This window comes from Variovorax sp. GW821-FHT09A10 (genome assembly GCF_059418385.1).
This window is the reverse complement of sequence record NZ_JBWKPT010000006.1, coordinates 1-26,617: the sequence shown is the minus strand read 5'-3', so window position 1 is coordinate 26,617 and position 26,617 is coordinate 1. Positions and strand designations below refer to the sequence as shown.

The following is a 26,617-nucleotide window of genomic DNA, read 5'->3' as shown; positions in this document are numbered from 1 at the left end:
GTGATGCGCGATCAGCGTGGCAGCAGCTGGATCAGCGTCTGCAGCGCGTAGTGCACCGTGGCCGCGCGCACCGTGGCGCGGTCGCCGTCGAAGCGACGGCGCTCGGTGCGCACCTGCCCGTCGACCGACCAGCCGAACCACACGGTGCCCACCGGCTTGTCGGGCGAGCCGCCCGAGGGGCCGGCCACGCCGGTCACAGCGACGGATGCACGCGCCGGTGCGCCACGGGCAATGGCGCCCTCGGCCATCGCGCGCGCTACCGGCTCGCTGACGGCGCCGTGGGCCTCGATGAGCGCGGCGTCCACGCCCAGCATCTCGGTCTTGGCGGCGTTCGAGTAAGTGACGAAGCCGCGCTCGAACCACACGCTGGAACCCGCGAGGTCGGTGCAGGCGCCGGCGATCAGGCCGCCGGTGCAGCTTTCGGCGGTGGCCATCATCCAGCCCCGGGCCTGCAGCCGTTCGGCCAGCGTCGCGACGAGCGCGGGGACGTCCTGTTCGGCCAAGGCGGGGGAAGCAGAAGGTTGCATCGGGTTCACCATGCGCGCCACAGCGCAATGACCAGCAGCGTGCAGAAGGCCGCCACCAGATCGTCCAGAAGAATGCCGAAGCCGGCGCGCCACCACTGCACGCGCGCGGGATCGCCCGGCTTGAAGACGGCGTCGGCCCAGCCCACCGGGCCGGGCTTGGCGGCGTCGAAATATCGGAACAGCGCAAAGGCCACGACCTGCGCCCACAGGCCGGCCGGCGTCACCAACCAGAGCACGAGCCAGAAGGCGACGATTTCGTCCCACACGACGGCGCCGGGGTCGGACACGTTCATGTTCCGTGCGGCCACCGTACAGGCCCACCAGCCGATCGGCAGGCCGGCCAGGATGATCCAGCCGATGGTCGCGGGCGTGAACCACAGCTGCATCACCACGAAGGCGGCCCAGGCCCACAGCGTGCCCACGGTGCCGGGCGCGAAGGGCGACAGCCCCGAGCCGAAGCCCAGCGCGATGAAGTGCGCGGGGTGCGAAAGCAGGAAACGCAGGGTGGGGCGACGCATCGGGGGACGGGGCAGGGCGCCGGTGGTGGCGGAAGAGGAATCCATCGAAGAAGAGGAAGAAGAAGCGGCTTGCATCGGTCGTGAAGTGTCGCGCATCCCGCCTGGCGACTGCGCGCCGAAGTTTCTATTTATCAAAGCAATAGCTTGTTTAATTGAGGGGCGGCGCCTAGTATCCAGGCTCCTTTGGCGTTCTCCTCTGTCCCATGTCCTCCTCCACTTCTTCTCTCGACGCTGCCGCCGTTGGCGCGCCGCCGCCCACCGCCGCCTGGCGCGAGCTGTTCAGCGGACGCAACGGCTGGCGTGCGCTGGCGCTGACCGGCGGCGTCGCGCTGCACGCGGTCAACGTCCACATCGTGACCACCGTGCTGCCCTCGGTGGTGCGCGAGATCGGCGGGCTCGACTGGTACGCCTGGAGCACGACCCTGTTCGTGGTCGGCTCGATCCTCGGCGCCACGCTCTCGGTGCGGCTGCTGGCCGCGCGCGGGCCGCGCGGCGCCTGCCTCACGGCGCTGGCCGTGTTCACCGCCGGCTCGGTCGGCTGCGCGCTGGCGCCGGCCATGCCGTGGCTGCTCACGGGGCGCACGGTGCAGGGCCTGGGCGGCGGGTTGCTGGCGGCGCTGAGCTACGGGCTGATCCAGCGCGTGTTCGAACCCCGGCTCTGGCCGCGCGCGGTGGCGCTGGTGTCGGGCATGTGGGGCGTGGCCACGCTGTGCGGGCCGGCCGTGGGCGGGCTGTTCGCGCAGGCCGGCCACTGGCGCTGGGCCTTCTGGGCGCTGCTGCCGGTGGCGGCGGCGCAGGCCCTGCTGGTGGCGGTGCAGCTGCGGCCCGCGGCCGGCATCCGGCATGACCGGCCGGCGCAGATGCCGCGCGTGCCGGCGCCGCAGATCGCGTTGCTGGCGCTGTCGGTGCTGGTGATCGCCGCCAGCGGCTTCTGGCCCGGCCTCGCAGGGCAGGCCGTGGGCGTGGCGCTGGGACTGGCCATCGGCTTCGCCGCCACCCGCATCGACCGCCGCGCCGGCGCCGTGCGCCTGCTGCCGACCGGCGCCTATGCGCTTGGCACGCCGCTGGGCGCGATCTACGCGAGCGTGGCGCTGCTGCTGATCGGCACCACCACCGAAATCTTCGTGCCCTACTTCTTGCAGTTGCTGCACGGCCACACGCCGCTCATGGCGGGCTACCTCACGGCGGCGATGGCGGGCGGCTGGAGCATCGGCTCGCTGACCTCGTCGGGCCGCAATGGCGCGGGCGCCGACCGCATGCTGCGCGCCGGGCCGGTGGTCTGCACCGCAGGCCTGCTGGCGCTTGCGTGGCTGCTGCCGTCGCCGGGCGCGCTCGGGGCCAGCGTCGAGACCGCGTTCGTGGCCGTGGCGCTTGCCGCCGTTGGCTTCGGCGTGGGCATCGGCTGGCCGCACCTGCTGACGCGCGTGATGGCGCTGGCGCCTCGTGGTGAAGAAGGATTGGCTTCCGCGTCGATCACCACCGTGCAGCTCTACGGCATGGCCGTCGGCGCGGCCGTGGCCGGGCTGGTGGCGAATGCGGCGGGGCTCACGGTGCCCGGCGGTGTGGACGGTGCGCGTTCGGCCGCGATCTGGCTGTTCACGGTCTTCGCGCTGGCGCCTGCCGTCGCCGCATGGCTGGCGTGGCGCGCGGTGGCGCGGCGCCCCCGTTAAGCGAGCACGCCTTCCCAGGCCAGGGCGCGGCGACGTCCACGCTCGCGCAGCGATTCGCCGCGCAGCGTCGCCACCAGGCCGTACACGTCGGCCGGCAGGTGCGCGCCGCGCCACGCGATGTGCTGGTCGGTGCGGCACATCACGAGCCGGTGCGCATAGGCCTTGGGCAGGCTCGCGGTCTCGATGTCGAGCACCGTGAGCGGCATGCGGTACGCGGCGGCCGCGCGCTCCAGCGGGCGCACGTCCACGCTGCGGTCGAAGCGCAGCAGCGTGTAGCCCGGGCCGAAGGCGTCGTACAGCGAGCGCCCGTCGGCCAGCCAGAAGTGCGGTGCGCGGCAGCCGGGCACGGTGGAGGGCGTGAACTCACCCATCGAGTACGGCGGCGCGCGGTGCTCGCCGTCGGGCACGATGATCGGCGAGCCGGTGTAGAAGTAGCCGAAGTTGAGCCCGCCGCAGCAGAACTGCTGCACGTTGAGCGCATAGGCCTCGCGGCCGATCTCGGCACGCTGCGCGTCGCCCGCCGGGCCGGGCGCCTCGATGTCGGGCGGCACGGCGCGGCGCGCGCGGATCATCTTCTGCGCATGGTCCATCGCGAACTGCGACACCTGCTCGGTGATCGGCAACCGCTCGGCCTCGTAGGCGTCGAGGATGGCCTCGTCGCCCCAGCCCTGCACGCAGGCGCCCAGCAGCCACGAGAGGTTGAGTGCGTCGGCGATGCCGGCGTTCATGCCGTAGCCCGCATAGGGCACCCACAGGTGCGCGGCGTCGCCCGCGAGGAACACGCGGCCTTCACGGAAGCGCGTGGCCACGAGGCGCCGGCCGATCCAGTCTTCCTTGCTGATGATGTCGTAGTGGAAGTCGGGCCCCACGCCCAGGATCTCGCGGATCGAGGTGTCGCGGTCGACCGAATCGAACTCGGGCTCTTCGGCGTTCAGGTGGTTGTGCACCAGCCAGGTCTCGTGGCCGTCGATGGCGAACATCGTGCCGCAGCGGCGCGGGTTCATCGCGTAGTACGACCACGCGGGCTTGCCCGGAATCAGCGCGCGCAGCTGCGGCGCGCGGATGAAGGTCGACTGCACGCGCTGGATGACGGCCGTGCCTTCGAGCTTGGCGCCGATCTGCTTGCGCACCGGCGAGCTGCCGCCGTCGCAGCCGACCATGTAGCGGCAGCGGATGCTGCGCGTGGCGCCGCTGTCCATGTCGGTGGCGACGGCGCTCACGCCCTCGGCGTCCTGCGTGAAGCGCTCGAAGCGCGTGCGGTTGAGCAGCGTCACGCCCTGCAGCGCGGCCGTGTGCTTCAGCAGAATCGGCTCGAGGTAGATCTGGTTGATGCGGTGCGGCGGCTCCGGCGTGGGCCACCATGCGTCGGGGCCCTCGGTCTCGGTGTAGCGGTCGCGCCGGCACGGAATGGGAATGCGCGTGAGCTCGGTGCCCGTCACCGTGGTGCGAAACACCACGTCGTTCGGGTGGTCGGCCGGCAGCCCGGCATCGCGCAGCTGCTGCGCCACGCCCAGGCGGCGGAACTGCTCCATGGTGCGCGAGGCCACGTGGTTGCACTTCACGTTCGGCGGCTCGGCGAAGCGGCGCGTCTCGCACAGGATCACCGAGACGCCGCGCGAGGCCAGGTCCATCGCCAGCGTGAGGCCCACGGGGCCGGCGCCGACGATCAGCACGTCGGCTTGCATCGAGGTGTCGGCGGTCTTCGTCATATCTCTCTGTGGGCTTGTCGTTCAGTCGAGCTTGATGTGGGCGTCCTGGATCACCTGGGCCCACTTCTTCGTCTCGGCGCGGATGTAGCTGTCGAAGGATTCGACCGAGCCCGGCGCCGGCTCCACGCCGAGCGCGCGCATCGCGGTCTTCACCTGCTCGTCGCCGAGCGCGGCGTTGAGCTCGGCATTGAGCCGCGCCACCACGGGCGCGGGCGTGCCGGCCGGCGCGACCACGCCGAACCAGCCGGTCGAGTCGTAGCCCGGCAGGCCGGCCTCGGCCACCGTCGGCACTTCGGGCAGCATCGGCAGGCGCTGCGGGCTGGTCACGGCGAAGGCGATCAGCTTGCCGGCGCGGATCTGCTGCAGCGACGAGGGCAGGTCGACCACCGCCAGCGGAATCTGTCCGCCCAGCACGTCGAGCGCCGCCGGGCCCGAGCCGCGGTAGGGCACCTCGACCAGCCGCGTGCCCGCCATCTGGTTGAACAGCGCCGCCGACAGGTGCATGGCCGTGCCGTTGCCGCCATGGCCGATCGACAGCGTGGCCGGCTTCGCCTTGGCCAGCGCGATGAGTTCGCGCTGCGTCTTCGCGGCCACCGAGGGATGGCCGACCAGCACGAAGGGAATGGCCGCCAGCATGCCCACGGGCTTGAGGTCTTTCTGCGGATCGAAGGGCATCTGCGGGTACAGGCTCACGTTGGCCGCCAGCGCGCCCGCCGCGCCCACGCCCAGCGTGTAGCCGTCGCCCGGCGCCTTGGCCACCAGCGTCAGCCCCACGTTGCCGCCCGCGCCGGGGCGGTTGTCGACCACCACCTGCTGGCCCAGCTTCTCGTTCAGGCGCGGCACCAGCATGCGCACCACGCCGTCGGCGCTGCCGCCGGGCGGGAAGGTCACGACCATGCGGATCGGCTTGGTGGGGAAGTCGCCCGCGGGGGCTTGGGCCAGGGCATTGCCCGCCACAAGCGCACCGGCCGCGGCCCACAGCAGTCGCCTGCGTCGCTCACGAAATGCGCGCATGCCGCGGGCGATGGGTGCTGTCATTCGGGCCTCTCCTTGAATTCGGTGCTTTGATCGGAGATTGAACGATGGCAGGATTCATTCGTAAATCAAGAAATTCCGAATGATTTTTCAAATTTTCTGATGAATACGAACTTCAGTCCTACGATGCGCCAGCTGCGTGCGTTCCTCGCGGTCTACCAGCTGCGCAAGCTCGGCGCGGCGGCCACGCGGCTGTTCGTCACACAGTCGGCCGTGAGCATGCTGATCCGCCAGCTCGAGGAAGGACTGGGCACGCGCCTGTTCGACCGCACCACGCGCGCGCTCAAGCCCACGGCCGCAGCTGAGCAGATGATTTCCACTGTCGAGCGCGTGCTGCGCGACGTCGATTCGCTCTCGGCCGATTTCCGCGAACTCGCCACGCTGGAACGCGGTCGCGTGACGCTGGCCATCACGCCCACGCTGGCCGGGTTTTTATTGCCCGATGCGCTGCGCGCCTTCGGCGAGCAGCACCCGAAAGTTCGCGTGCTGGTGAACGACTGTGCGCCCGACCAGTTCCTGTCGCGCATCCTCGGCGAGCACGTCGACTTCGGCATCGGCACGCCCGAGCGGCCCGGCCCCGAGGTCGAGGTGCAGCGCCTCCTGCGCGACCACCTCGCCGTGGTGTGCCGCACCGACCATCCCTTGGCCCGGGCGCGCGTGGTGCGCTGGTCGGACCTGGGTCGTCACCCCGTCATCACCGTGCGCCCCGGCTACGGCGTGCGTCCGCTGATCGACGGCACGGCGGCGGAGGCCGGCGTGACGCTCGACGTGGTGAACGAGGTGTCCTTCCTGTCCACCGCGCTGTGGATGACGGCGGCCGGCATGGGCGCGTCGATCATGCCGTCGGCCTTTGCGCGTGCCGAGAAGAACCCGGTGCTGGTGGTGAAGGTGCTCAGCGCGCCGCGCGTGGCGCGCGACATCTCCATCGTCACCAAGCGCGGCCATTCGCTGTCGGCGGCGGCGCGGGCGTTCATCGAGGCGCTGAAGCAGAGCCTGCAGCAGTAGCAGCCGCGAGGGCGGGCCAGTCGTTCTTGCGCGCGATGCTGCGCGGCGTCTTGATCAGACGAAGTGGTCGAACGAGCCGAAGCGCTGCGGCACCGGCGCGCCGCTCGCGTCCACGATGCGCAGCCCCGCGTCGGCCTCGATGCGGCCGATGCGCGTCACGCGCGTGGCGCTCGCCTGCCCCGCCTGCTCCACTGCCGCACGCGCCGAGGCCGGCGCGGTGAACACCAGTTCGTAGTCGTCGCCGCCCGAGAGCGCGCAGGTGCGCAGCGCCTCGGTGGCCAGGCCGGCCGTGTCGACCGCGATGAGTGCGGTGGCCACATCGGCATCGAGCGTGGCGCCCACGCGGCTGGCCGCGAGGATGTGGCCCAGGTCACCGATCAGGCCGTCGCTCACGTCCACCGCCGAGGTGGCGATGCCGCGCAGCGCCTGGCCCAGCGCCACGCGCGGCGTGGGTTGTTCCATGCGTGCGCGGGCCTGTGCGAAGGCCTCGGCGGGCAGGCTCAGCGTGCCACGGAACACCTCGAGCGCCAGCCGCGCATCGCCCAGCGAGCCGCTCACCCACAGGTCGTCGCCCGCGCGCGCGCCCGAGCGCAGCAGCGCGGCGCCGGCCGGCACTTCGCCGAACACGGTGATGCAGATGTTGAGCGGGCCGCGCGTGGTGTCGCCGCCCACCAGCTCGCAGCCGTGGGCGTCGGCCAGCGCGAACAGGCCGCGCGAAAAACCTTCGAGCCAGGGCTCGTCCACGCCCGGCAGCGCCAGCGCCAGCGTGAAGGCCAGCGGCTTCGCGCCGCAGGCGGCCAGGTCGCTGAGGTTCACGGCCAGCGCCTTGTGGCCGAGCCGGGCCGGCTCCACGGTCGAGAGAAAGTGCCGCCCCTCCACCAGCATGTCGGAGGACACGGCGAGCTGCATGCCCGCGGCCGGCGCGAGCAATGCGCAGTCGTCGCCCACGCCCAGCGGCGAGCGCGTGGCGGGACGTTTGAAATAGCGTGTGATCAGGTCGAATTCACCCATGGGTGCGAGAGCATAACGACCTGGCGCGGGGCCGCTTGCCGCGGCGCCCGCGGGAAATGGGGGCTGACACTGGAAGCATTTTGTAATACCGTCATGCAAGCGGATACACCGAAAGTCCAAACAGGAGGAGGCCGCCATGACAGCCATCGTGCAGGGAGGCGTGTCCGCCGAGGCCGACACCGACCGGATCGTTGCCTTGCTGTACGACGGGATCACCTGTCCCGGCGACTGGTATGACGCGCTCGATGCCATGCGCGAGGTGCTCGGCGCCGCCTGCTTCCACACGCTCACGGTGCGCCGCACCGACTGCTCGGTGGTGGGCGCGGGGCTCGCCAACCTGGAGAGCCCGCCCGACAAGGTGCGCGAGTACGAGCAGCACCTGGCGCGCGACGACATCCGCATGCAGATGCCGGTGAACACCCCGCTGGGCACGCCGGTGACCGACCATGCCTACTTCGGCGCGCGCACGCTGTCGCGCAGCCCGATCTACGTCGACTGGCTCGCGCCGCTCGGCCTGCGCCACACGCTGGCGATGGGGCTGCGCACCGACGACGACACGCGTGAAGTGCTCGGCTTCATCCGCCCCCGGGCCGAGGCGCCTTACGGCCCCGAAAGCGAGGCCTTCTGCCGGCGCCTGTCGCCGCACCTGGTGCGCGCCAGCGAACTGCGCGCCCGCATGGCGCAGCTGGGCGAGCACGCGGCCACCGGGCTGTCAGCGCTCGACGCGTTGCCGCAGGGCATCGCCGTGGTCGATGAGGCCTGCCGCATCGACCACCTGAACGCGCGCGCGGCGGCCTGCGCGGGCCGCGGCGGCCTGTTCGACGGCGCGCAGGGGCGGTTGCGGCTCGCGTCGTCCGCGCTGCAATCGGCCTTCGAGCAGCGGGTGCGCGAGGCCTGCGCCCCGGCTGGCGGCGCGCGTGCCGGCGTGCTGCACCTGCCGGTGGCCGGCGGCGTGGTCCGCATCACGGTGCTGCCGCTCAAACCCTCGCACCCGCTGGCCGTGCTGCGCCAGCGCCATCGCGCGCTCGTGGTCTTCGCCAATCCGGCCGAGGCGGCGCCCGTGGAGCCGCGGCAGCTGGAAAGCCTGCTCGGCCTGAGCCCGACCGAGGCGCGGCTCGCGCTGCTCATCGCCAGCGGCAAGACCGTCAAGGACTTCGCCGCCGCGCAGCCCTGCTCCGAACACACGGCGCGCAGCCACCTGCGCAACGTGATGCGCAAGACCGACTGCCACCGGCAGGCCGAGCTGGTGCTGCTGGTGCAGTCGCTGCGGGACTGAGAAAGGTTCTACCGCGAACGGGGGATGGCGCCGCGCGGCGCTTGCGAGAACCATGGCGCCCGATACAACGACAACGAGGAGTTCGCCATGGCTGTCTACTGGGACGAGACCAAGATGCAGATGGGCCCGCACGGCACCGCGACCATCCTCGCGTTCGGCGATTCGTGGTTCTGGTACCCGCTGCCGGGCGGCTGCCTGCTGAACTACCTGGGCGATGTGGTCGGCGCGCGCGGCCATGTGATCCTGGCCAAGGGCATGAACGGCGCCGAAACGCACGACTACGTCGACGGCAAGTACCGCAACGCCGTGCGCGAGTCGCTGCGCCTGTACGGGCCGACGCTGTCGGCGGTGTTCATCAGCGGAGGCGGCAACGACTTCGCGGGCTTCAACGACCTGCGCCCGCTGCTCAAGTCCGATTGCACGGGCGAGACCCAGGCCGCGCAGTGCTTTCGCAACGGCAAGGGCGGCTTCGACCAGTTCCTCGTCGACATGGACGAGCAGTACCGCGCGCTCATCGGCCTCATCTACACCCGCACCAGCGTCGATTGCCACATCGTCATGCACAGCTACGACTACGCGCCGCCCACGGGCAAGGCGCTGTTCGGGCGGGAAGGCTGGCTGCGCCCGGCGCTGGTCGACGCGGGCGTGGCACCGGAGCTGTTCAAGCCCTGCGTCGACCACCTCATCGACGGCTTCCACGGCATGCTGCAGAACATCGCCGCGGGCGACCCGCAGCACCTGCACGTGGTGGACAGCCGCGGCACGCTGGGCCCGACCGACTGGGCCAACGAGCTGCACCCCAATGGCCGCGGCTTCGAGAAGATCGCGGTGCAGCGCTGGAAGCCGTTGCTGCAGCCGCTGAACCTGGCCTGAGCGAGAAGGTCAGACGCCGCGCGCGCGGCGGTTGGACATGACCACGTTGTCCTTCTCGATCGCCGCGCCGCTCTTCAGCGCAGCAATCCACGCATCGGTCGTCGCCACGGCGGCGAAGTTGCTGTGGAACACGACGCTGAAGACGCGGTGGATTTCTTCGGCGCTCACGCGGCCGGCCGCATTCTCGTAAGGCAGCGCGCCGGTGGCGTCCGACAGGAACTCCACGTTCAGCCCGCGGTGCATGGCTTCGAACACGGTGGAGGCGTCGCAGTTCTGCGTCATGTAGCCGGTCACGCTCAGCGTGTCGATCTCGTGGCGCGCGAGCCAGTCGGCGAAGTCGGTGCCGGTGAAGACGCTCGGGAACGCCTTGGTGATGAGGTGGTCGCGCGGGCGCTGGGCGATCTCGGGGTGCAGCTGGCCGTGGAAGTTGTCGGCCTGGAAGACCGGTGCGCCCTTCGGCGCGTGGTGCTGCACCACCACCACCGGCACGCCGGCTGCGCGGGCGGCGTCCATGGCCTGCGCGATCTTCGGCAGCGAGCTCTCGACCGGCGGGTATTCGATGGGCAGGCCGCCGCCTTCGAAGTATTCGTTCTGCACGTCGATGACGACGAGGGCGCGGCGCGGTGCGGACTGGCTCATGGGTATCTCCTTCGGTGGTTGTGTCTGGAATGGCTCGATTCTTCGCGCACCGCGGGTTTTGCGACAGTGGCCCGAAAGCCATTCATCGATAAGATCGGGCCATGCGCTCACCTGCCGTTGAAACCATCGCCGTCGTGGCCTTCGACGGCATCAGCCCCTTCCACCTCTCCGTGCCCTGCATGGTGTTCGGCGAAGACCGCACCGACACCGGCGCGCCGCGTTTTCGCGTGCAGGTCTGCGCGCCCGAGCCCGGGCCGCTCGCCACCAACGCGGGTTTCACGCTCGTGGTGCCGCACGGCCTGGAGGCGATCCGCCGCGCGCAGATCGTGGTGGTGCCGTCATGGCGCGACGACGGCCGGCCCGCGCCGCCCGCGTTGATCCGTGCGCTGCAGGCGGCGCACCGGCGCGGCGCGACCGTGGTCGGGCTGTGCCTGGGCGCCTTCGTGCTGGCCGAGGCCGGCCTGCTCGACGGGCGGCCCGCCACCACGCACTGGCACCTCGCCGCAGCTTTTGCCAAGCAGTACCCGCAGGTCGTGCTGCAGCCCGAGGTGCTGTACGTGGACGACGGCAATGTGCTCACCTCGGCGGGCACGGCCGCGGGCATCGACTGCTGCTTGCACCTGCTGCGCGTGCGCTACGGCGCCGACACCGCCAACCGCGCCGCGCGGCGCATGGTCGTCGCGCCGCACCGGCAGGGCGGTCAGGCGCAGTACATCCAGCAGCCCGTGCCGGCGGCGGCGGAACGCGACCGGCTCACGCCGCTGCTCGAATGGCTGGGGCGGCATCTGCAGGTGCCGCACGAACTCGACGACCTTGCCAAGCGCGCGCTCATGAGCCGGCGCACCTTCACGCGGCGCTTTCGCGAATCGACGGGCACGACGGTCGGCCAGTGGCTGCAGAACCAGCGGCTGGCGCTGGCGCAGCGGCTGCTCGAAACGACCGACCGCTCCGTGGAGCGCGTGGCGGCCGATGCGGGCTTCGGCTCGGCGGTGCTGCTGCGCAAGCACTTCGCCACGGCGTTCAAGGTGTCGCCGACGGTGTACCGCCGGCAGTTCTCGCAGGAGGCCGTGGCCGCCTGAGCCGGCGCCGCCCGCTACTGCACCACGACCGACAGCGTGGTGCCCGGCGGCACCGGCACCACCTCGCGGTAGACCTTGCTGGCCGGCAGGCGCAGCACCGGAAAGAACGCATGGCCCGACAGCGTGGCGGGCACGGCGGCAGGCCAGGTCATCGCATACGCGTAGTCGGGCCCTTCGATGGCGGGCAGCGTGAACCCGCCTTCGCGGCGCAGCGGCATCCCGAAGCCTTGTGGCGAGCCGGCGGAAGGCAGCAGTGCGGCCATCGTGCTCCAACGACGCAGCGCCTCGGCATAACCCGGGCCGCCGGCCTGACGGATCGCGTCGTCCAGCACCGGCAGCGACGCGGTGGAGGCGCCATTGCGCAGCAGCCCCTTGTAGAAGTCGAGGCCGTACTGGCGCAGCAGATAGCCGCCGAAGCTGGGCGCGACGTAGTAGCTGAAGCACGAGGTGCCGGGCGCATTGTTCCAGTCGATCAGTGAGCAGTTGTCCATGCCCTGGTGCAACCAGCCGGGGAAGCCGTTGTCGCGCAGCGTGTGAAAGAGGGGGTCGAGGCTCAGGCCGATGATGTCTTCCATCATCAGCGCGCTCATTTCCTCGAGGAAGACCTCGAAGTCGTAGTACACGCCAGGTTCCAGGCCGGTCATCCGCACGCCCCGCTGGTAGAAGTTGATCATGTGCGTCAGCTCGTGGGCCAGCGTGTTGAGCAGCACCTGCATGCCTTCTCCGCCCTCGGGCAGATACAGGGACTCGGTGTCGACGAAGAACGCGAGCGACTCGTTGCTGTGCTTCAGGTCGTCGTCGTTCGGGTTGCGCGGGAAATTGTTGAGCGACCAGAAGTAGCCGACCGTCCCGAAGGGGCGTCGGTCGTGGTCGAAGTTGACGAACACGATGTCCATCTCCTGGTCGGGCGCGATCAGGGCGTCGCCGTAGGGATGCGCTCCCCACGGCGCGCCCGCGATGCCGGTCACCATCGCGTAGACCGAGGCGTCGCCGCTCGCGAAGCGCTGTGCGAACTGCTTGGCGTGCGCGGCACTGAACTTGCCGTCGCCGTACTCGCTGTCTTCCACCCAGAAGTTGATCGTGCGTCCGTCGGGCGCACCCGCCTTGCGCCGCAGCGTGGCGCTGCGCACGGTGGTGCTGTTGTCGGGCTCGGAGATGAACCAGTCGCGGGTGGCGCCCTGTGCGAACTTGCGCGGCGGCGCGACTGCGCGTTGCGCGCGGCGGGCGGTCGAGGGCGGCGACGACAGGTGCGTTCGGGGGGCGAAGTCGCGGATCATGCGGGGCAGCGTGTTCGTCCGGTCCGGGCGGTTCGCCGCCGCCTGCCGGGTCGCCGGCTTGAGGCGGGCTGCGACCGCGGGTTGCACGGGCTGGAGCAAAGGCAGGTCCGGCATGGCGACCGGTGCGTCGTGGGCATTCGTGTAGATCAGCGAAATTTGGCGGCCATCGACACCCTGGATCGACACCGGCAGGTTCACCACCTCGGTCCCGGTGTTGGCGTAGTGCCAGAGGCCGACGCCGTGGCCGCTGAAGGTGTCGCCGTTGGCGGCGCCGCAGTTCGGGCCCACGCAGTCGGGCGCCAGCGCGGCGCCCGGGGTCGGCGTGAGGCCGGGCGTTTCGGGTACCTCGGGCGTGGGCGTCTCGGGCACCGGCGGTTCAGGGGCGACCGGCGCGGTGGGCGCTGTGTTTCCGGCAGGCACGAACGCCGGCGCCGACCCGCCTCCGCCGCCACCCCCTCCGCATCCGGCGGCGGACAGCAGGATCAACAGCGCAGTGCACAGGCGGCCGTTCAGGTCGCGGCGAAGCTTCGGGTTCATGGTCGGGCAGCAGCAGGGGAAAAGCCGCGATCCTAGGCAGCACCCGCCCGCGGCGCATGGGACCAAAGTCCTAGGCCGACGATTCTTTTTCGGGAGAGGCGCCCGCCGGCGCCGCCGAACTCAGGCCGCGCCGCGAAAACGCAGCGAGGCCTGCCGCACGACTTCCGCCAGCAGCCGCTCCTTGCCCTGCTTCTCGCGCAGCCAGCGTGCGTCGTTGCGGTTGGCCTCGACGCTGGTGCGCAGCTCGCCCAGTGCCTGCGTGGCGTTGAGCGCCTCGCTGTGCCATTCGAGCTGGGTCATGGTCATCAGGATGTGGTCGCGCAGCGGCATGTGCTGGCCGGTGGCCGGGTCAACGTACACGGCGTCCAGGCCGAAGCGGCAGGCCTGGAAGCGGTTGTAGGTGTAGACGAGGTAGTCGTCCTCGCACGGCTCGAAGGGCTGCTCCTGCAGGAACCATGCGGCCAGCGACTGCACGTAGCCCGCGAGCGCGGCGGCGCGCTCGATGGTGAGCGGCGTGTCGAACACGCGGATCTCGATGGTGCCGAACTCGGGCTTGGGACGGATGTCCCAATAAAAGTCTTTCATGCTGCGCACGACACCGGTGCGGGTCATGCGCTCGAAGTAGGCCTCGAATTCCTTCCAGCTCGTGGTGAAGGGCGCGCGGCCCGAGAGCGGGAACGCGAACACCGAGTTCAGCCGTGCCGAGTCGAACTGCGTGTCCTGCCCCTGCACGAACGGCGACGAGGCCGACAGCGCGATGAAGTGCGGGATGTAGCGCGACATGCGGTGCAGCATGAGCAGCGCCGAGTCGGCGTCGGGGCAGCCGATGTGCACGTGCTGGCCGAAGATGGTGAACTGCTTGCTCAGGTAGCCGTACAGCTCCGACAGCTCGCGAAAGCGTGGCTTGTCGTAGATGCGTCGCTCGTGCCACTGCTGGAACGCATGCGTGCCGCCGCCGACCACGGCGATGTTGAGCTTGTCGGCGTTCTTGATCAGCGCCTCGCGGATCGGCGACAGCTGCGTGATCACGTCCTGCGCCGAATGGCAGATGTCGGTCGAAATCTCGATCATGCTCGAGGTCATCTCGGGCACCACGCTGCCGGGCAGCGGCGTCTGGGCCATCAGGCGCAGCATGTCCTCGGCGTACGGCGCGAGGTCGTAGTCGTGCGTGTTCACGAGCTGCAGCTCGAGCTCCACGCCGAGCGACAGCGCCTCCGACTTGTTGAAGGGCTCGAGCTTGACGGCGCGGCTGGCCGGATCGGCGGGCAGCGGCGCGGAGCGCACGTCGTCGCTGTCCGGGTCGATCGGGAGGACGGAGGTGGGGTTGCTGTTGCTGCTGCTCATCGCTGCGTATCTTCCGTGGTGCTGAAGGCCTGTGGCGTCCAGGGGACCGAACTCTCGCCCACGGCGTGGATCGCCACGGTGGCGAGCACGGCGCCCATCACTTCCATCAGCAAAATCGAGGGCAGGGCGACCTGCGTGATCATGGTGCCCAGAAGCGGCGAGGCCGAGGCGAAATTGGAGGCGATCAGCAGGGCGATGGACGACAGCGGCGTCATCGCGCAGCCGACCCAGAAGGCCTGCTTCCAGCTGGCGCCGCTGCCCGGGTTGGCAATGGCCACGCCCGAGATCTTGGTGACCAGGCGCACGCCGATCACGGCCAGCACCACGCTGGCCACGGGCAGGGTCCAGTCGGCCTGCGCCGCCACCATCGACACCAGCACGAACATCAGCATGGTCAGCAGTGACGAGGCGGTGCCGAGCTGACGCTGCCAGGCCCAGGGCTTGGGGTTGAGCGTCTTGAGCAGCACGCCGCCGATGAGCGCCGCCAGCGGTGCCGAGCCGCCGATGTGGGCCGTGAGCGCCGCGCCCGCCGCGATGATCGCCAGCAGCAGGATTGAGGTGTTCTCGCTGTTCGGGCTCATCACGCGCAGCGCCGAGCGCAGCGCCAGCGCCATGATCGCGCCGACCACGAACGACATGCCCAGCACCACGGCCACCGGGTAGAGCTTGAGCATCAGCGACTGCGGCGCGCGCTCGATCAGGCCGGCCTGCGCGTAGCCCAGCGTGAGCGCGTAGAAGGTGTTGAGCGTGGCCAGCGTCATGGCGCGCTCGGTCACCGGGCCGGCGGCGCGGGTGTCCATGATCACGCGGCTGAGCACGGCCGGCGAGGCGACGATCGCCATCAGCGCGATGGGGTTGGCCACCGGGTCGGGCAGGCCCAGAAGAATCAAGACCCAGTACACGCCGAAGTAGGTCAGCGTCGCTTCGAGCAGGCTTTGCACCAGCACCATCGGGTTGTGGCGGAACCAGCGCAGCGGCAGTCGCCCGCCCGCCTCGAACAGCACCACGGCCGCGCCCAGCTCCAGCAGGAACAGGCTGATGCCGCGCAGCGGCCAGATCGCGCCCTCGAAGCCCGCAAAACCCACCACCGCGCCCACCACCGAATAGCCGATGACCTTCGGCATCCCCAGGTAGCGCTGCACCAGGTGGCCGGAGGCCGCGGCGACGGCCACCAGAAGGGCCCAGAGCACGGTGGGCAGGCCGGCCGAGGGGCGCGCCCATTCGGCCCAGAAGCCCTGGAGTTCGGCGAGGAAGGTGGTCAGGTTCATGTAGGCAGGAAGAAGCTCACCGGCCGGCTGCGCCAGCGGGCCCAGATCGCGCTGCGGATGCGGGCGCGGTCACCGAGGCTCACGCTGTGCGCGCGCAGCGCCAGCCGGAAAGCGAAGTAGAAACTCACGCTCACATTGAGCGCGCCGATCACCGGGATCGCCGCAACCGCCCACCACAGGGCCGGCTGGTGCAGTGCCGGCAGGCCGATGGATGCCGCCGCGGCCGCGATCTGGCCGGCCGACAGCGTGACATGGCGCACATCCAGCCCGAGCCCGAAGAAGCCCGCGAACGCAGGCAGCAGTCCGAGCATGAGTCCCAGCGAGATGTTGGAGGCGAAGCCTGAGATGTGTGTGCGCATGAAGGCGGCCCAACGACGGGCCCGGGCGGCACCGAGAAAGGCGCCGATGCGAGGGTTGTAACGCATGGCGGAGTCCAGGCGATGCAGGACAAAGGCGTTTTCTGTCCATCCGGCGATGATGCTGGACGAAAACAGCAGGATGCCGGTGAATGCCGCAAAAAGCGCGGTAGGGCCGAGCAGCGACAGCGAATGCAGCGTCGAGGCCGCATGCGCCGCGTCCAGCAGCGGCCGGCCCAGCGCGGCCTGCCAGCCCAGCACCAGCAGTCCCACCGCCGGCACCACCAGCAGCACGTTGCCCAGCACGGCCGCCACCTGCGAACGCACGAGGTTGGCCACCTCGTCGACGAACTGGTCCACGGCCTCGTCCGACTTGATGTCGCGCAGCCGCGCCGCCATGGCGGGCGCGGTCATGGCCGGCTGCTTGGTGGCCAGCGTGAGGTGCAGCAGCTGGATCGCCACGAAACTGGCCGCGTACATGAGGCCCGCGGCCAGCCCGCTCCAGAAGGCCGACAGGGCCAGCGCGTAGATGCCGAACTTGGCCAGCACCGTCAGCGCCGTGAAGGCGCCGCCACCGGCGGCCTTCTTCACCATCTGCAGGTAGCTGCGGCGGTCGCGGGTGATGTAGTGCTCGCCCGTCTCGGCGCTGCGCTCGGTCACCTTGGCCGCGAGCATCGACGAGTTGGAGGCGATCAGCGCGCGGATGCTGTTGCGTTCGCCGCCCGCCAGCACCAGCTTGCCGACCAGCCGCGCCATGCTCGGCCCCGGCACGGGCGACATCAGGCAGTCGAGCAGCTCGCGGATGCGCAGCACGCGCTCGCGCAGCTGGCGCAGCCGGAACACCAGGCCGACCGAGATGCCGTTGTCTTCCAGGTGCGTGTAGACCGACGAGGCGCTGGAACGGCAGGCGTCGAGCCGGTCGCGGAAGGCCACGAAGGCGGCCTGCAGGGACTCCTCGTCGCGCGGCAGGGCGAACATCTGCTCGCGCAGCGCGTCCAGGTCGGCCATGAGGGCGTGGAAAGGGCGCGCCTCGCCCGCTTCGGGGCTGATGCGCAGCCGCAGCTCGGGCGAAAAGCCCGTCGCCACCACCTGGCTGCAGCAGTAGGTGACGGCGTCCATCACCGTGTGGCGCCAGCGCGCCGAGCCGTCGGGCATGGGCGCGGCGTCGGCCAGCAGCGCGCCGATGCGCGCGAGCTGGGTGTCGTCGAGCAGCGCGATCCAGCCGGCGTCGAACACGCCCGGCAGCACCAGCCGGAACAGGTCCGAGGCGTCAGTGGTCTCGGGCGTGCCGGGCAGGATCTTGCGGCGCATGCGCTCGCCGAATTCGCTCAGGAAGGCGGTGCGCGGCGCAAAGCCGTAGTCGGCCAGCAGCGCCGTGAGGTCGACCGACTGCGTGAAGGCGCGCCACCAGGCGCGCAGCCGCTCGCACAGCTCGGGGCGCGCCTCGACGGCGTCGAGCAGCAGTTGCACGCGGCCGATGGCGGCCTGCGGCGAGGCGCGGTCGCCGCGCAGCCAGTCGAAGAGGTTGATGAGCCAGATGTGGCGCTGCGCCACATCGGCCGTGGGGTCGAGGCCGGCAAGCAGCCCCTGCAAGTCGCGAGATGCAGCAGCCATGATGAATTCGTAACGGATCAGTGCGGGGAACACTGCGGAACCGGCTCAGCCGGGCCGCTGGTGTTGCCCCCGGCGAGGGGGACGGAGAAGCGACACGACGTGCGCGAAGCCTGGGGAGTACCTAGTGAAGCACGCGCGAGACGGGGGCGCCGCCGAAGTCGGCTTCGAGCACGAACATGGGAACCGGCACGTCGAAGCGCTCGCCTTCTTCGGTCACCACGAAGAAGCTGCCGTGCATCGTGCCGCTGGGCGCCTGCAGGCGGCAGCCGCTGGTGTAGCGGAACGACTCGCCGGGCGCCAGCAGCGGCTGCTGGCCGATCACGCCGAGGCCCTTGACCTCCTGCGGATGGCCCGAGGCGTCGTTGATGAGCCAGTGGCGCGCGATCAATTGCGCGCCCACCGTGCCCACATTGGTGACGGTGATCGTGTAGGAGAAGGTGTAGACGTTGTCCTTGGGCGAGGACTGGTCGGCCAGGTAACGCGGTTCGACCTGTACGCTGAAGGGGCTGTGTGACATGGGGCGCATGGTAACGGAGGCCTTTCCTCGGACTTCCGTCGGCTGCGAGAATCCGGGGTTATGAGCAGCACCCCGTTCCGCATTGCGCCCTCCATTCTTTCCGCCGACTTCGCGCACCTCGGCCAGGAACTGACCGACGTGATCGCGGCCGGCGCCGACTGGATCCACTTCGACGTGATGGACAACCATTACGTGCCGAACCTGACCTTCGGCCCCATGATCTGCCAGGCCCTCAAGCCCTACGCCAAGACCGCCGACGGCACGCCCGTGCCCATCGACGTGCACCTGATGATCCAGCCGGTCGACGCGCTGGCCGCATCTTTTGCGCAAGCGGGCGCTGACTACATCAGCTTCCACCCCGACGCCTCGACCCATGTGCACCGCAGCATCCAGGCCATCAAGGCCGCCGGCTGCAAGCCCGGCCTGGTGTTCAACCCGGGCGCCGGCCTCGAGGCGCTGGACTGGGCCATCGACGACATCGACCTCATCCTCATCATGAGCGTCAACCCCGGCTTCGGCGGCCAGAGCTTCATCGACTCGGCGCTGCGCAAGATCGAGCAGGCGCGCAAGCGCATCGAGCAGAGCGGGCGCGACATCCGCCTCGAGGTGGACGGCGGCATCAAGGCCGACAACATCGCCCGCGTGGCCTCGGCCGGCGCCGACACCTTCGTGGCGGGCAGCGCGATCTTCAACGCCAAGGACTACGGCGCGGTGATCGGCGACATGCGCCAGCAGCTGGCCACCGTCAAGGCCTGACCTTGCCGTCGGCGGTGCGCTCGGGCGTGAGCCCGCGGTCGGTGTCGACCACGCCGCGTTCCACGTCCTCGTAGCCGCGCCGGCCCTTCTCGGGCGGCTGGCCGTCCTGCATCACCTGGCTGTCCGACGACTGGTCGCGCTCGTGCGGCAGGCGCGGCGCCGATTCGCCGTCCTTTTCGACGCGGGTGGTGTCCTTCTTGTCCTTGCGCGGTTGCTGGGCCATCGTGTGCTCCTTCAAAGTCCGGGTCTGGCGCCAGCTTGCGCGGCGCCTCGCCACGGGGCGGTAGGACAGGCCAGGGCGCGGCTGTAGGTTCGCGCTGCGCGCCCGCCAAGCCACAGGGTCTTGCCTTTTGCGTGGCCACAGTCGCCTCCGCATAATCGCCCGCATGTCCACCCCGCTTTTCGACGACGCCGCGACCGCCACCGACAGCCTGCGCCTGCATGCCTTCGCGTCGCTGAACCCCGGCCCGCGCCTGCTCGTGATCGGCGGGGTGCACGGCGACGAGACCTGCGGCACCGAGGGCATCGCGCGCGTGCTGGCCGAGTTCGATGCCGGCGACTTGCGCCTGCTGCGCGGCGAACTCACGCTCGTGCCCGTGGCCAACCCGCTCGCGCGGCGCCGCCTGCAGCGCGAGGGCCAGCGCAACCTCAACCGCCTGTTCCGGCCGAGCGAGACACCGGCCGACTACGAGGCCCGCATCACCAACCGGCTGGCGCCCGTCATCGCGCGCCACGACGTGCTGCTCGACCTGCATTCCTTCCAGAGCGAGGGCGAGGCCTTCGCCATGATCGGTCCGCGCGACAACAGCGGCAGTCTCGAACCCTTTGCGCGCGCGCAGGAAGAAGGCCGGCTCGCGCTGCACATCGGCACGCCCATCGTCGTCGAGGGCTGGCTCGACATCTACGCCGCCGGCCTTGCGCAGCGCGGCGCGGCGGTCGACGAGGCCGCCATCGACTTCGGCCGCGGCACCAACGAATACATCCGCAGCTGCGGTGGCTACGGCGTCACCCTCGAATGCGGCCAGCACCAGGACCCGCAGGCGCCCGAGGTGGCGTGGGCGGCCATCCGGCGCACGCTCGCGCTGCTGGGCATGGCGGCGCTGCCGCCGGGCCTGTCGGCCGCGCCCCCCCAGCCGCCCCAGCTGCTGCGCCTGGCGAGCGTGACCGACCGCCTGCACGAAGACGACAGCTTCGTGCGCGACTGGGCCACCTTCGACCCCGTGCAGCGCGGCGAACCCGTGGGCATGCGGCACGACGGCACGCTGGTCAGCGCGCCCGATGACGGCTTCATCGTGTTTCCCAACGCCATGGCGCTGCCGGGCGCCGAGTGGTTCTACTTCGCGCGGCCCAGCGAGCGCGTGCTCGACCCGACCGTCTGAGGTTCGCGCCTGTCGGCGCCCTCCTACCGGTGACGCACGCCTTCTCCCACAGGCGGGGAGGGGCGGCCACTACGGCTTGCGAGAGAGGCCCCGCCTAAGCTTTCCCTTTGCGGATTTGCCGGCATGCGGCCCCGCTTTTCTCGGAGGGAAACAACACCATGGAAATCTCAGCACTGTTCGACTCGCTCATGGGCACCTGGGGCGACGACATCCTGATCTGGGCGGTGGCCGCCGTCGCCGGCTGCATCGGCCTGATCGCCGTGGTGAACGTGCTCGACATCTTCATCAGCGGCAGTGGCAGCAGCAACGAGGCCGGCTGAGTCCGCCCCGCCTCGATGCCCCGAACCCCCATGTCCCCCCAGAACAAGGCCGCCGCAGGCCGCCGTGCCAGCACCGCCAAGACCGGTGACGGCGCCAACGCCAAGCAGCTGCAGCTCGAGGGTTTCACCACCGAGCACCCCACGCACCTGACGACCAACCAGGGCCTGCAGGTTCCCGACAACCACAACTCGCTCAAGGCGGGCGTGCGCGGGCCGACGCTGCTCGAAGACTTCATCCTGCGCGAGAAGATCACGCACTTCGACCACGAGCGCATTCCCGAGCGCGCCGTGCATGCGCGCGGCTCGGCGGCGCATGGCTACTTCCAAGTCTACCAGTCGATGTCGCAGTACACCTGCGCCGACTTCCTGCAGGACCCCGATGCCAAGACGCCCGTGTTCGTGCGCTTTTCGACCGTGGCCGGCTCGCGCGGCTCGGCCGACACCGTGCGCGACGTGCGCGGCTTCGCCGTCAAGTTCTACACGCGCGAGGGTAACTACGACCTCGTGGGCAACAACATCCCCGTGTTCTTCATCCAGGACGCGATGAAGTTCCCCGACCTCATCCACGCCGTGAAGCCCGAGCCGCACCACGAGATGCCGCAGGCCGCGAGCGCGCACGACACCTTCTGGGACTTCGCCTCGCTCATGCCAGAGAGTACCCACATGCTCATGTGGGCCATGAGCGACCGCGCCATTCCGCGCAGCCTGCGCATGATGGAAGGCTTCGGCGTTCATACCTTCCGCTTCGTCAACGCGCGCGGCGAGAGCCACTTCGTGAAGTTCCACTGGAAGCCCAAGCTCGGCGTGCATGGCCTCGTGTGGGACGAGGCACAGAAGATCGCCGGCAAGGACCCCGACTTCCACCGCCGCGACCTCTGGGAGGCTATCGAGCAGGGCCACTTCCCCGAGTGGGAACTCGGCGTGCAGCTCATCGCGCCCGACAAGGCCGAGTCGCTGGGCTTCGACCTGCTCGACCCCACCAAGCTGATCCCCGAAGAGATGGTGCCCGTGCAGCGCATCGGCAAGCTGGTGCTCAACCGCAACCCCGACAACTTCTTTGCCGAGACCGAGCAGGTGGCCTTTCACCCGGGCCACGTCGTGCCCGGCATCGACTTCAGCAACGACCCGCTGCTGCAGGGGCGCCTGTTCAGCTACACCGACACGCAGATCTCGCGGCTGGGCGGCGCCAACTTTCACGAGCTGCCGATCAACAAGGCCGTGTGCCCGTTCCACAACATGCAGCGCGACGGCATGCACCGCCAGACCATCGCGCGCGGCCAGGTCGCCTACGAGCCCAACACGCTGGGCAGCGGCACCGAGTTCCGTGTCGACGGCGGCAGCCACGGCTTCCAGTCCTTCCCCGACGAGATCGAGTCGCCCAAGGTGCGGCGCCGCAGCCCGTCGTTCGACGACCACTTCACGCAGGCGCGCCTGTTCTTCAACAGCCAGAGCACGGCCGAGAAAGAACACATCGTCGCGGCCTTCCGCTTCGAACTCTCGAAGCTCGAAGTGCCCGCCATCCGCCAGCGCATGGTCGACAACCTCGCGCACGTCGATGAAAAACTCGCACGCCGCGTGGCCGAGCCGCTGGGCATCGGCGAGCCGGACGCGAAAGCGGCCGCAGGGTACGCGGGCTTTCGCGAATACCGCATCGAAATGCCCATCGACGAATCGCCTGCACTGCGCATGAGCGACGGCAGCGCCGACGGCGTGGTGCGCACGCGCAAGGTCGCGATTCTCGTGGCCGACGGCGTCGACTCGGCCTCGCTGAAGCCGATCCGCGACGCGCTCGAGCAGGTGGGCGTGCTGTGCAAGGTGGTGGGCCCGAAGCTCGGCACCGTGGCCAGCGCATCGAAGCGCCAGATCGACATCGACATGACCTTCACCAACACCGCCTCGGTGCTGTTCGACGCCGTGCTCGTGCCCGCCGGTGCCGAGGGCGCCGCCGCGCTCGCGGCGCAGGGCGATGCCGTGCACTTCGTGCTCGAGGCCTACAAGCATTGCAAGGCGATCTGCGCGGTGGGCGAGGGCGTGCAGTTGCTGGCGACGCTGGGCGTCACGGTCGAGGGCGAGGCACCGGCCGGCGTGGTGGTGGCCGAAACGCCCGTCACGAACCTGGGCGACGCCACGGCGGCGACGCAGATCGCGCACGACTTCATTGCAGCGATTGCGAAGCATCGGCATTGGGACCGGCTCAACATCGACAGCGTGCCGGCGTGATTGCAGGCCCGGACTCGCCAGCCTGTTCTCGTATCAGTCGTTCTGCAAATACCAGACGACTGAACCCGTCGGAGTGGAAGCGGGCCCTGGCATAGGCTGACTGCGTTCGACGTGCTCTTGGCGATTGTTCAGGCGAGGAGCCCGCCAGTTGCCAGTCTGTGGGCAGAGGTCACCGGAAAGGACGCCGTGTCCAGAAGGCGAAATCTCGGCAGCGACGTCAATGTAGTGCGCTTCTTCTGCTGGTACCGTTCCGTCGACGTAACGGCGGTCTTCCCATAGCAATCGCCAGCGCACCGGCACGAGGTCGTCGGAGCCCTCGGGCTGGTATTGATGGGCTGTTTGGCCTTTGAGGAGGTAGTTGGGGCAACCGACGCCGCCGGTGAAAAACCAAGGCTCGTAGATACCGTCGAGAACGATGGCCTCGCCGCTGATAACTTGTCCTTCGCTGGATTCATTTTTCTCCGGACAAGAGGACAAACCTGCGGGGTAGACACGGAAGGGTGGCCAGTGGGGCCATAGCGGAGACGGACGTTCTTGAAAAAGAGACTCGTAAGTCCAGTGGGAAAAAAAGCGATCACCGCCATCTGCGCGTTTGCCAAGACTGAGAGGACAGTAGAACGCAAAGCCGACGGTGCATTTGAGTGCCTCCAAGCTGTCGCGCGTCAGCAGAATCGATTTGACGAAACCGCGGTAGGCATCGCCTTGCGTTTGTCCCCATCCCACGTGATGGAGGCCCAGCTTCTGAAAAAAAGGATCTCCAACGATGCCCCAATGATCACTTGCCATCCCCCATAGATAGTCGGAAAAGCCACCTCCCTTGATGAGTTTGCTATACGCGGGTTTCTTGTTGACTTCTCTTTGGAGGGAGTCGAGTCCTTGCTCGAATTCAATCAGTCTTTGCAAGAAGCAATCCCGGTAGGTGTCCTCCAGCCACTTCTGGTTGGGACTCGGGATATTGAGCTGTCGCTCGTAGGCGTTTAAGAAACTTCTATACAAATCAACGGCGTAGTTGAGAAATGTCAGGCTGGTATATTTTTCCAAGAGATGAAAAACTCTGGCGCGTGAGATTTCTTCCCGTTCGGGCGTCATGGTCATTGGCTTGAGTATGGTCATTGCGCCTTCTCTGTCGCTTGCTTGTCGATCACAGCGCCGCCGCGCAGGACATAGCCTTCTTTTCTGATCTTGGCTGAGAGCTCGCGAGCTGAGAGCATCAAGGTTCCTGCTTCTTTTTGGCCGGGGAGTCGCGCGTCCGGCCAGTGAGTTCGCAATGCAGAGACCTCTCTTCTAATCCACTCAAGAACGGGTGCGTTGTAGGGGTGGCTGAAGTCCACAAGAAACTGCGTTTCACCACCGATCAATAGACGCATGGTGGCCTCCGTGGCGCCTCCCTCGTTGTCCAATTGTTCGGCGATTCGCCCTTGCCACAGGCGCATACCTTCCCAGTCTGCAGGTACCGAGATTCCGATGTGACGCATCGCCTCTGCAGTAGGAACTTTCATTTCGACGTAGCTCCCGTTCTTGTTCCACTTGTGTTTACCGCGAATTCAGTGCGCCACACCGTGCCATTGGGAGGGAGATGCGTGGTCCAAAAGCGTCCCGGAATGGCCCACGGATTTCCTAGTTCGGCGGTGTCCACGATGCGGACCATGGCAGCACCAGGCTTGCGAGTGACTGCCTCGATGGGCGCCTTGACACTGAACGTCGCGATGCTGCTTTGGAGCTGCGGATCCGTTGCCAGATTTGTCCAGCCAGGTTTTGCGATGAAGTGACTTGGCGCCGCCGCCTTGTGGTCCAGGCTAGTTCCCATATCCCGAGCCAGTTCTGTCAACCGCGCTTCCTCGGTCATCAACCGGCCGCTGCTAGCGCTGACCGTGATGTCGGTCCATGTTCCCTCGATCAGGTGCTGGCGCAACCGATTGAGCAAATCGTTCAGCTCCTTGGTGGCTTGCAAGAACTTGTGCACGCCCAGCGGTCGGAGGATTTCGAGCTTGGAGGGAAGTGCATTCAAGTGCGCAAGCAGCGGTGCAGGGAGCACGGCGCTCATGTGTTTGACGATGAACTGGACGGCATTGCCGATGCGCGTGAGCAACTCGTGGAAGGCTTGGTTCACTACGCCCAGGTACTTGGAGAAGTCGAGCGCCTTGAGCCACGCCATCGGATCGCCGTAACCCATCTTTCGCACGAAAGCCAGAATTCCCCGTGCAAGCTTGGCCAGATCTTCCGATCGGTCGACGGCCCGAATGAGCAGCTTTCCCACGCCCTTGAGAAGACCGCCAAGAACAGGCACCACCGCCAGAAGGCACAGCAGCAGTGAAACCCACTCCCACTTGTTGTCGCGTGCCTTGGGGTCATGGCACAGGCGCGGCGTGATTGCAATGGAATCGCGTGCTGCAGTGATTTCCCCTGCGACGGGGAACATGCTGATGACGGCGTCGGCCACGATCTGCCCTATCGTTCGCTTCTGGGTGAACTCTCCGCCCAGCATTTCGGCATTCCACTTCATGGCGTGCCAGTTGAGATCGGCAGTCGCCCTGAGGGAAGATTTGGCGTGCTGCCAAACAAGATCGCCGACCTCCAGTGCCGCTTGCTTGGCTTCTGCAGCAGTCATTGGTTGTCTCCGCGTACTTTGGTCATGGACGCCTGCATGTCGGCATCGGTCCAACCTTCCTTGTAGGCCGGGTTGTTTTCGCGCGCCTTGAATTCATAGGGGCGAGTGTCTTCGCCTAAATGAATTCGGCCTTTGCCGATTGGTGCCTGCATGAGGTCGGCCTTGCCTTGGTCGTCGAAGGTGCCTTCGAAGGCCTTGCCGTTCGCGTATTCGATCTTGAAATTGGCCCCTTGCACCGGCTCTTCGTCGTGATAGGCGAAGAGGAGTTCGCGCTCCTTGGTGTCCTGCGATTGCCACAGCGGTTGATCGAATGTGGGAATCTCAACGGGCCGGCTCATGGGGCCGACCTGCGCATGCAGCGCCGCATGCTCCTGCCAGGTACCGGCCGTGCCGTGCTTGATGCCGCTCTCGCTCCACTCCGAGTAGCTGCCCCCGCCGATGATCACGACCTTCTTCTTGGCGGTGATGTGCAGCTCACCCTCCACGCTCTTGATGACGACATCCTTGTGGACAACAAGAATCAGCTCGTCGCGATGCGCCTGGATCTCGATCGGGTCTTCGCTCGCGATGAGCTTGATGCCCTTCTTGTGCGTGAACGCGCGGATGCCCTCGGCTGCACTGGCCAGCCAGCGCTTGGCTGTGCTGATGGAGGTGTGCCCCTGGCTTGTGAAGGCCGCGTGCTCTCCGGTGTGCAGGTGGATGCTGCCGGGCGTGCTGGCCTCGATGCCCGCGGGGCTGGCGAGCACGAGGTGTGGTTCGTTCAGTTCAGGGAAGCGACCATCCTCGTCCTGTCCCTCCTTGCCCTGGATGGCATCGTTCTGCGCTTTCAAGGCCTTCTGCACGATGTCTTGATCGGTGCCTTGCTCTTGCGCCTTGTGCACCTGCGAGGCTTCGGCCAGCGCGTCGTGCTGGTCCTGAGCCGCCTTCAACCGCTGGGTTGTCTCCCCCATGTCCTTGGCGTGGTTCGCAGCGTTGCCCCTTGCTTCGGTGGTGATGAGCATGCCGTCCTGCGCCCTGAGCACGCCATGGGCGTCCGTGCGCAGCTCGAAGCCCTCACCTCTTGGATCTTTTCTGCCCGC

The 26,617-nt window shown here is 68.5% G+C and carries 25 protein-coding genes; 9 read left to right on the top strand and 16 right to left on the bottom strand.

From position 1 onward, the window contains the following. Positions 1-11: 11 nt before the first annotated feature. Both AC07Q9_RS21825 and AC07Q9_RS21820 read right to left on the bottom strand, forming a co-directional pair. On the bottom strand, positions 12-539 hold the full coding sequence (locus AC07Q9_RS21825; RefSeq protein ID WP_495311768.1) for a CinA family protein: 528 nt from the start codon (positions 537-539) through the stop codon (positions 12-14). Next, complete coding sequence (locus AC07Q9_RS21820) at positions 533-1,090, bottom strand: phosphatidylglycerophosphatase A family protein (protein ID WP_495311767.1); 558 nt, start codon at positions 1,088-1,090, stop codon at positions 533-535. Before AC07Q9_RS21820 ends, AC07Q9_RS21825 begins: the two co-directional genes overlap by 7 nt. 158 nt (positions 1,091-1,248) lie before the next feature. On the opposite strand from AC07Q9_RS21820, the gene AC07Q9_RS21815 reads away from it, so the two are divergent. Next, on the top strand, positions 1,249-2,715 hold the full coding sequence (locus AC07Q9_RS21815) for an MFS transporter (protein WP_495311766.1): 1,467 nt from the start codon (positions 1,249-1,251) through the stop codon (positions 2,713-2,715). On the opposite strand, the gene AC07Q9_RS21810 is transcribed toward AC07Q9_RS21815, so the two are convergent. Then, positions 2,712-4,424: an FAD-dependent oxidoreductase gene (locus AC07Q9_RS21810; protein WP_495311765.1), complete on the bottom strand. Its 1,713-nt coding sequence runs from the start codon at positions 4,422-4,424 to the stop codon at positions 2,712-2,714. The genes AC07Q9_RS21815 and AC07Q9_RS21810 overlap by 4 nt on opposite strands. A gap of 21 nt (positions 4,425-4,445) precedes the next feature. Then, on the bottom strand, positions 4,446-5,462 hold the full coding sequence (locus AC07Q9_RS21805; protein WP_495311764.1) for a Bug family tripartite tricarboxylate transporter substrate binding protein: 1,017 nt from the start codon (positions 5,460-5,462) through the stop codon (positions 4,446-4,448). A 99-nt stretch (positions 5,463-5,561) separates the two neighbouring features. Here AC07Q9_RS21805 and AC07Q9_RS21800 point away from each other — a divergent pair, with 99 nt between their 5' ends. After that, the gene (locus tag AC07Q9_RS21800; protein ID WP_489062653.1) at positions 5,562-6,464 is read left to right on the top strand and encodes a LysR family transcriptional regulator; all 903 of its coding nucleotides are present in this window, start codon (positions 5,562-5,564) and stop codon (positions 6,462-6,464) included. A 54-nt stretch (positions 6,465-6,518) separates the two neighbouring features. Here the strand turns inward: AC07Q9_RS21800 and thiL are convergent, their stop codons facing one another. Then, positions 6,519-7,475 carry a thiamine-phosphate kinase gene (thiL, locus tag AC07Q9_RS21795; RefSeq protein WP_495311763.1) on the bottom strand — a complete coding sequence of 319 codons (957 nt, stop codon included), beginning with the start codon at positions 7,473-7,475 and terminating at the stop codon, positions 6,519-6,521. Between the two features lie 136 nt (positions 7,476-7,611). Here thiL and AC07Q9_RS21790 point away from each other — a divergent pair, with 136 nt between their 5' ends. After that, positions 7,612-8,751 carry a helix-turn-helix transcriptional regulator gene (locus AC07Q9_RS21790; RefSeq protein ID WP_495311762.1) on the top strand — a complete coding sequence of 380 codons (1,140 nt, stop codon included), beginning with the start codon at positions 7,612-7,614 and terminating at the stop codon, positions 8,749-8,751. An 87-nt stretch (positions 8,752-8,838) separates the two neighbouring features. Beyond that, a complete protein-coding gene (locus tag AC07Q9_RS21785; protein WP_489062658.1) occupies positions 8,839-9,624 on the top strand; it encodes an SGNH/GDSL hydrolase family protein in 786 nt (261 codons plus the stop codon). Between the two features lie 9 nt (positions 9,625-9,633). Here AC07Q9_RS21785 and AC07Q9_RS21780 read toward each other — a convergent pair whose 3' ends face one another. Continuing rightward, positions 9,634-10,263 (bottom strand): isochorismatase family protein, encoded by a 630-nt coding sequence (locus AC07Q9_RS21780; protein WP_495311761.1) that lies wholly within the window; start codon positions 10,261-10,263, stop codon positions 9,634-9,636. Between the two features lie 101 nt (positions 10,264-10,364). On the opposite strand from AC07Q9_RS21780, the gene AC07Q9_RS21775 reads away from it, so the two are divergent. Continuing rightward, positions 10,365-11,342, top strand: coding sequence for a GlxA family transcriptional regulator (locus tag AC07Q9_RS21775; protein ID WP_495311760.1), 978 nt, complete (start codon positions 10,365-10,367; stop codon positions 11,340-11,342). A gap of 14 nt (positions 11,343-11,356) precedes the next feature. Here AC07Q9_RS21775 and AC07Q9_RS21770 read toward each other — a convergent pair whose 3' ends face one another. The 5 genes from AC07Q9_RS21770 to apaG form a co-directional block, all read right to left on the bottom strand. Next, positions 11,357-13,156, bottom strand: a complete 1,800-nt coding sequence (locus tag AC07Q9_RS21770; protein ID WP_495311759.1) for a M30 family zinc metallopeptidase — start codon at positions 13,154-13,156, stop codon at positions 11,357-11,359. Positions 13,157-13,276: 120 nt separating this feature from the next. After that, positions 13,277-14,500 carry a YbdK family carboxylate-amine ligase gene (locus tag AC07Q9_RS21765; protein WP_489062665.1) on the bottom strand — a complete coding sequence of 408 codons (1,224 nt, stop codon included), beginning with the start codon at positions 14,498-14,500 and terminating at the stop codon, positions 13,277-13,279. Further along, entirely contained in the window at positions 14,497-15,768 is a 1,272-nt protein-coding gene (locus AC07Q9_RS21760; RefSeq protein WP_489062667.1) for a cation:proton antiporter, read from the bottom strand. Before AC07Q9_RS21760 ends, AC07Q9_RS21765 begins: the two co-directional genes overlap by 4 nt. Continuing rightward, positions 15,765-17,738, bottom strand: coding sequence for a transporter-like protein TlpB (gene tlpB, locus AC07Q9_RS21755; RefSeq protein ID WP_495311758.1), 1,974 nt, complete (start codon positions 17,736-17,738; stop codon positions 15,765-15,767). The genes AC07Q9_RS21760 and tlpB overlap by 4 nt, the downstream gene beginning before the upstream one ends. Before the next feature lie 121 nt (positions 17,739-17,859). Further along, a complete protein-coding gene (apaG, locus tag AC07Q9_RS21750) occupies positions 17,860-18,255 on the bottom strand; it encodes a Co2+/Mg2+ efflux facilitator ApaG/CorD (protein ID WP_495311757.1) in 396 nt (131 codons plus the stop codon). Between the two features lie 60 nt (positions 18,256-18,315). Between apaG and rpe the strand changes: the two genes are divergently transcribed. After that, complete coding sequence (gene rpe, locus AC07Q9_RS21745) at positions 18,316-19,011, top strand: ribulose-phosphate 3-epimerase (RefSeq protein ID WP_062480999.1); 696 nt, start codon at positions 18,316-18,318, stop codon at positions 19,009-19,011. On the opposite strand, the gene AC07Q9_RS21740 is transcribed toward rpe, so the two are convergent. Beyond that, positions 19,001-19,234 carry a hypothetical protein gene (locus tag AC07Q9_RS21740; protein ID WP_062481001.1) on the bottom strand — a complete coding sequence of 78 codons (234 nt, stop codon included), beginning with the start codon at positions 19,232-19,234 and terminating at the stop codon, positions 19,001-19,003. The two genes, rpe and AC07Q9_RS21740, sit on opposite strands and share 11 nt — an antisense overlap. Before the next feature lie 163 nt (positions 19,235-19,397). On the opposite strand from AC07Q9_RS21740, the gene AC07Q9_RS21735 reads away from it, so the two are divergent. From AC07Q9_RS21735 to AC07Q9_RS21725, 3 genes are all read left to right on the top strand, one after another. Further along, positions 19,398-20,390 carry a succinylglutamate desuccinylase/aspartoacylase family protein gene (locus AC07Q9_RS21735; RefSeq protein WP_495311756.1) on the top strand — a complete coding sequence of 331 codons (993 nt, stop codon included), beginning with the start codon at positions 19,398-19,400 and terminating at the stop codon, positions 20,388-20,390. 158 nt (positions 20,391-20,548) lie between these two features. Beyond that, a complete protein-coding gene (locus tag AC07Q9_RS21730) occupies positions 20,549-20,710 on the top strand; it encodes a hypothetical protein (RefSeq protein ID WP_489062674.1) in 162 nt (53 codons plus the stop codon). 30 nt (positions 20,711-20,740) lie between these two features. Continuing rightward, positions 20,741-22,930, top strand: coding sequence for a catalase (locus AC07Q9_RS21725; protein WP_495311755.1), 2,190 nt, complete (start codon positions 20,741-20,743; stop codon positions 22,928-22,930). A gap of 33 nt (positions 22,931-22,963) precedes the next feature. On the opposite strand, the gene AC07Q9_RS21720 is transcribed toward AC07Q9_RS21725, so the two are convergent. From AC07Q9_RS21720 to AC07Q9_RS21705, 4 genes are all read right to left on the bottom strand, one after another. Next, positions 22,964-24,043: an Imm71 family immunity protein gene (locus AC07Q9_RS21720; RefSeq protein ID WP_495311754.1), complete on the bottom strand. Its 1,080-nt coding sequence runs from the start codon at positions 24,041-24,043 to the stop codon at positions 22,964-22,966. After that, the gene (locus AC07Q9_RS21715; RefSeq protein ID WP_495311753.1) at positions 24,040-24,429 is read right to left on the bottom strand and encodes a hypothetical protein; all 390 of its coding nucleotides are present in this window, start codon (positions 24,427-24,429) and stop codon (positions 24,040-24,042) included. Before AC07Q9_RS21715 ends, AC07Q9_RS21720 begins: the two co-directional genes overlap by 4 nt. Beyond that, positions 24,426-25,538, bottom strand: a complete 1,113-nt coding sequence (locus AC07Q9_RS21710) for a hypothetical protein (protein WP_495311752.1) — start codon at positions 25,536-25,538, stop codon at positions 24,426-24,428. The genes AC07Q9_RS21715 and AC07Q9_RS21710 overlap by 4 nt, the downstream gene beginning before the upstream one ends. Next, positions 25,535-26,617, bottom strand: a 1,083-nt coding sequence (locus AC07Q9_RS21705; RefSeq protein ID WP_495311751.1) for a DUF2345 domain-containing protein, incomplete at its 5' end; no start/stop codon positions are given. The genes AC07Q9_RS21710 and AC07Q9_RS21705, both read right to left, overlap by 4 nt.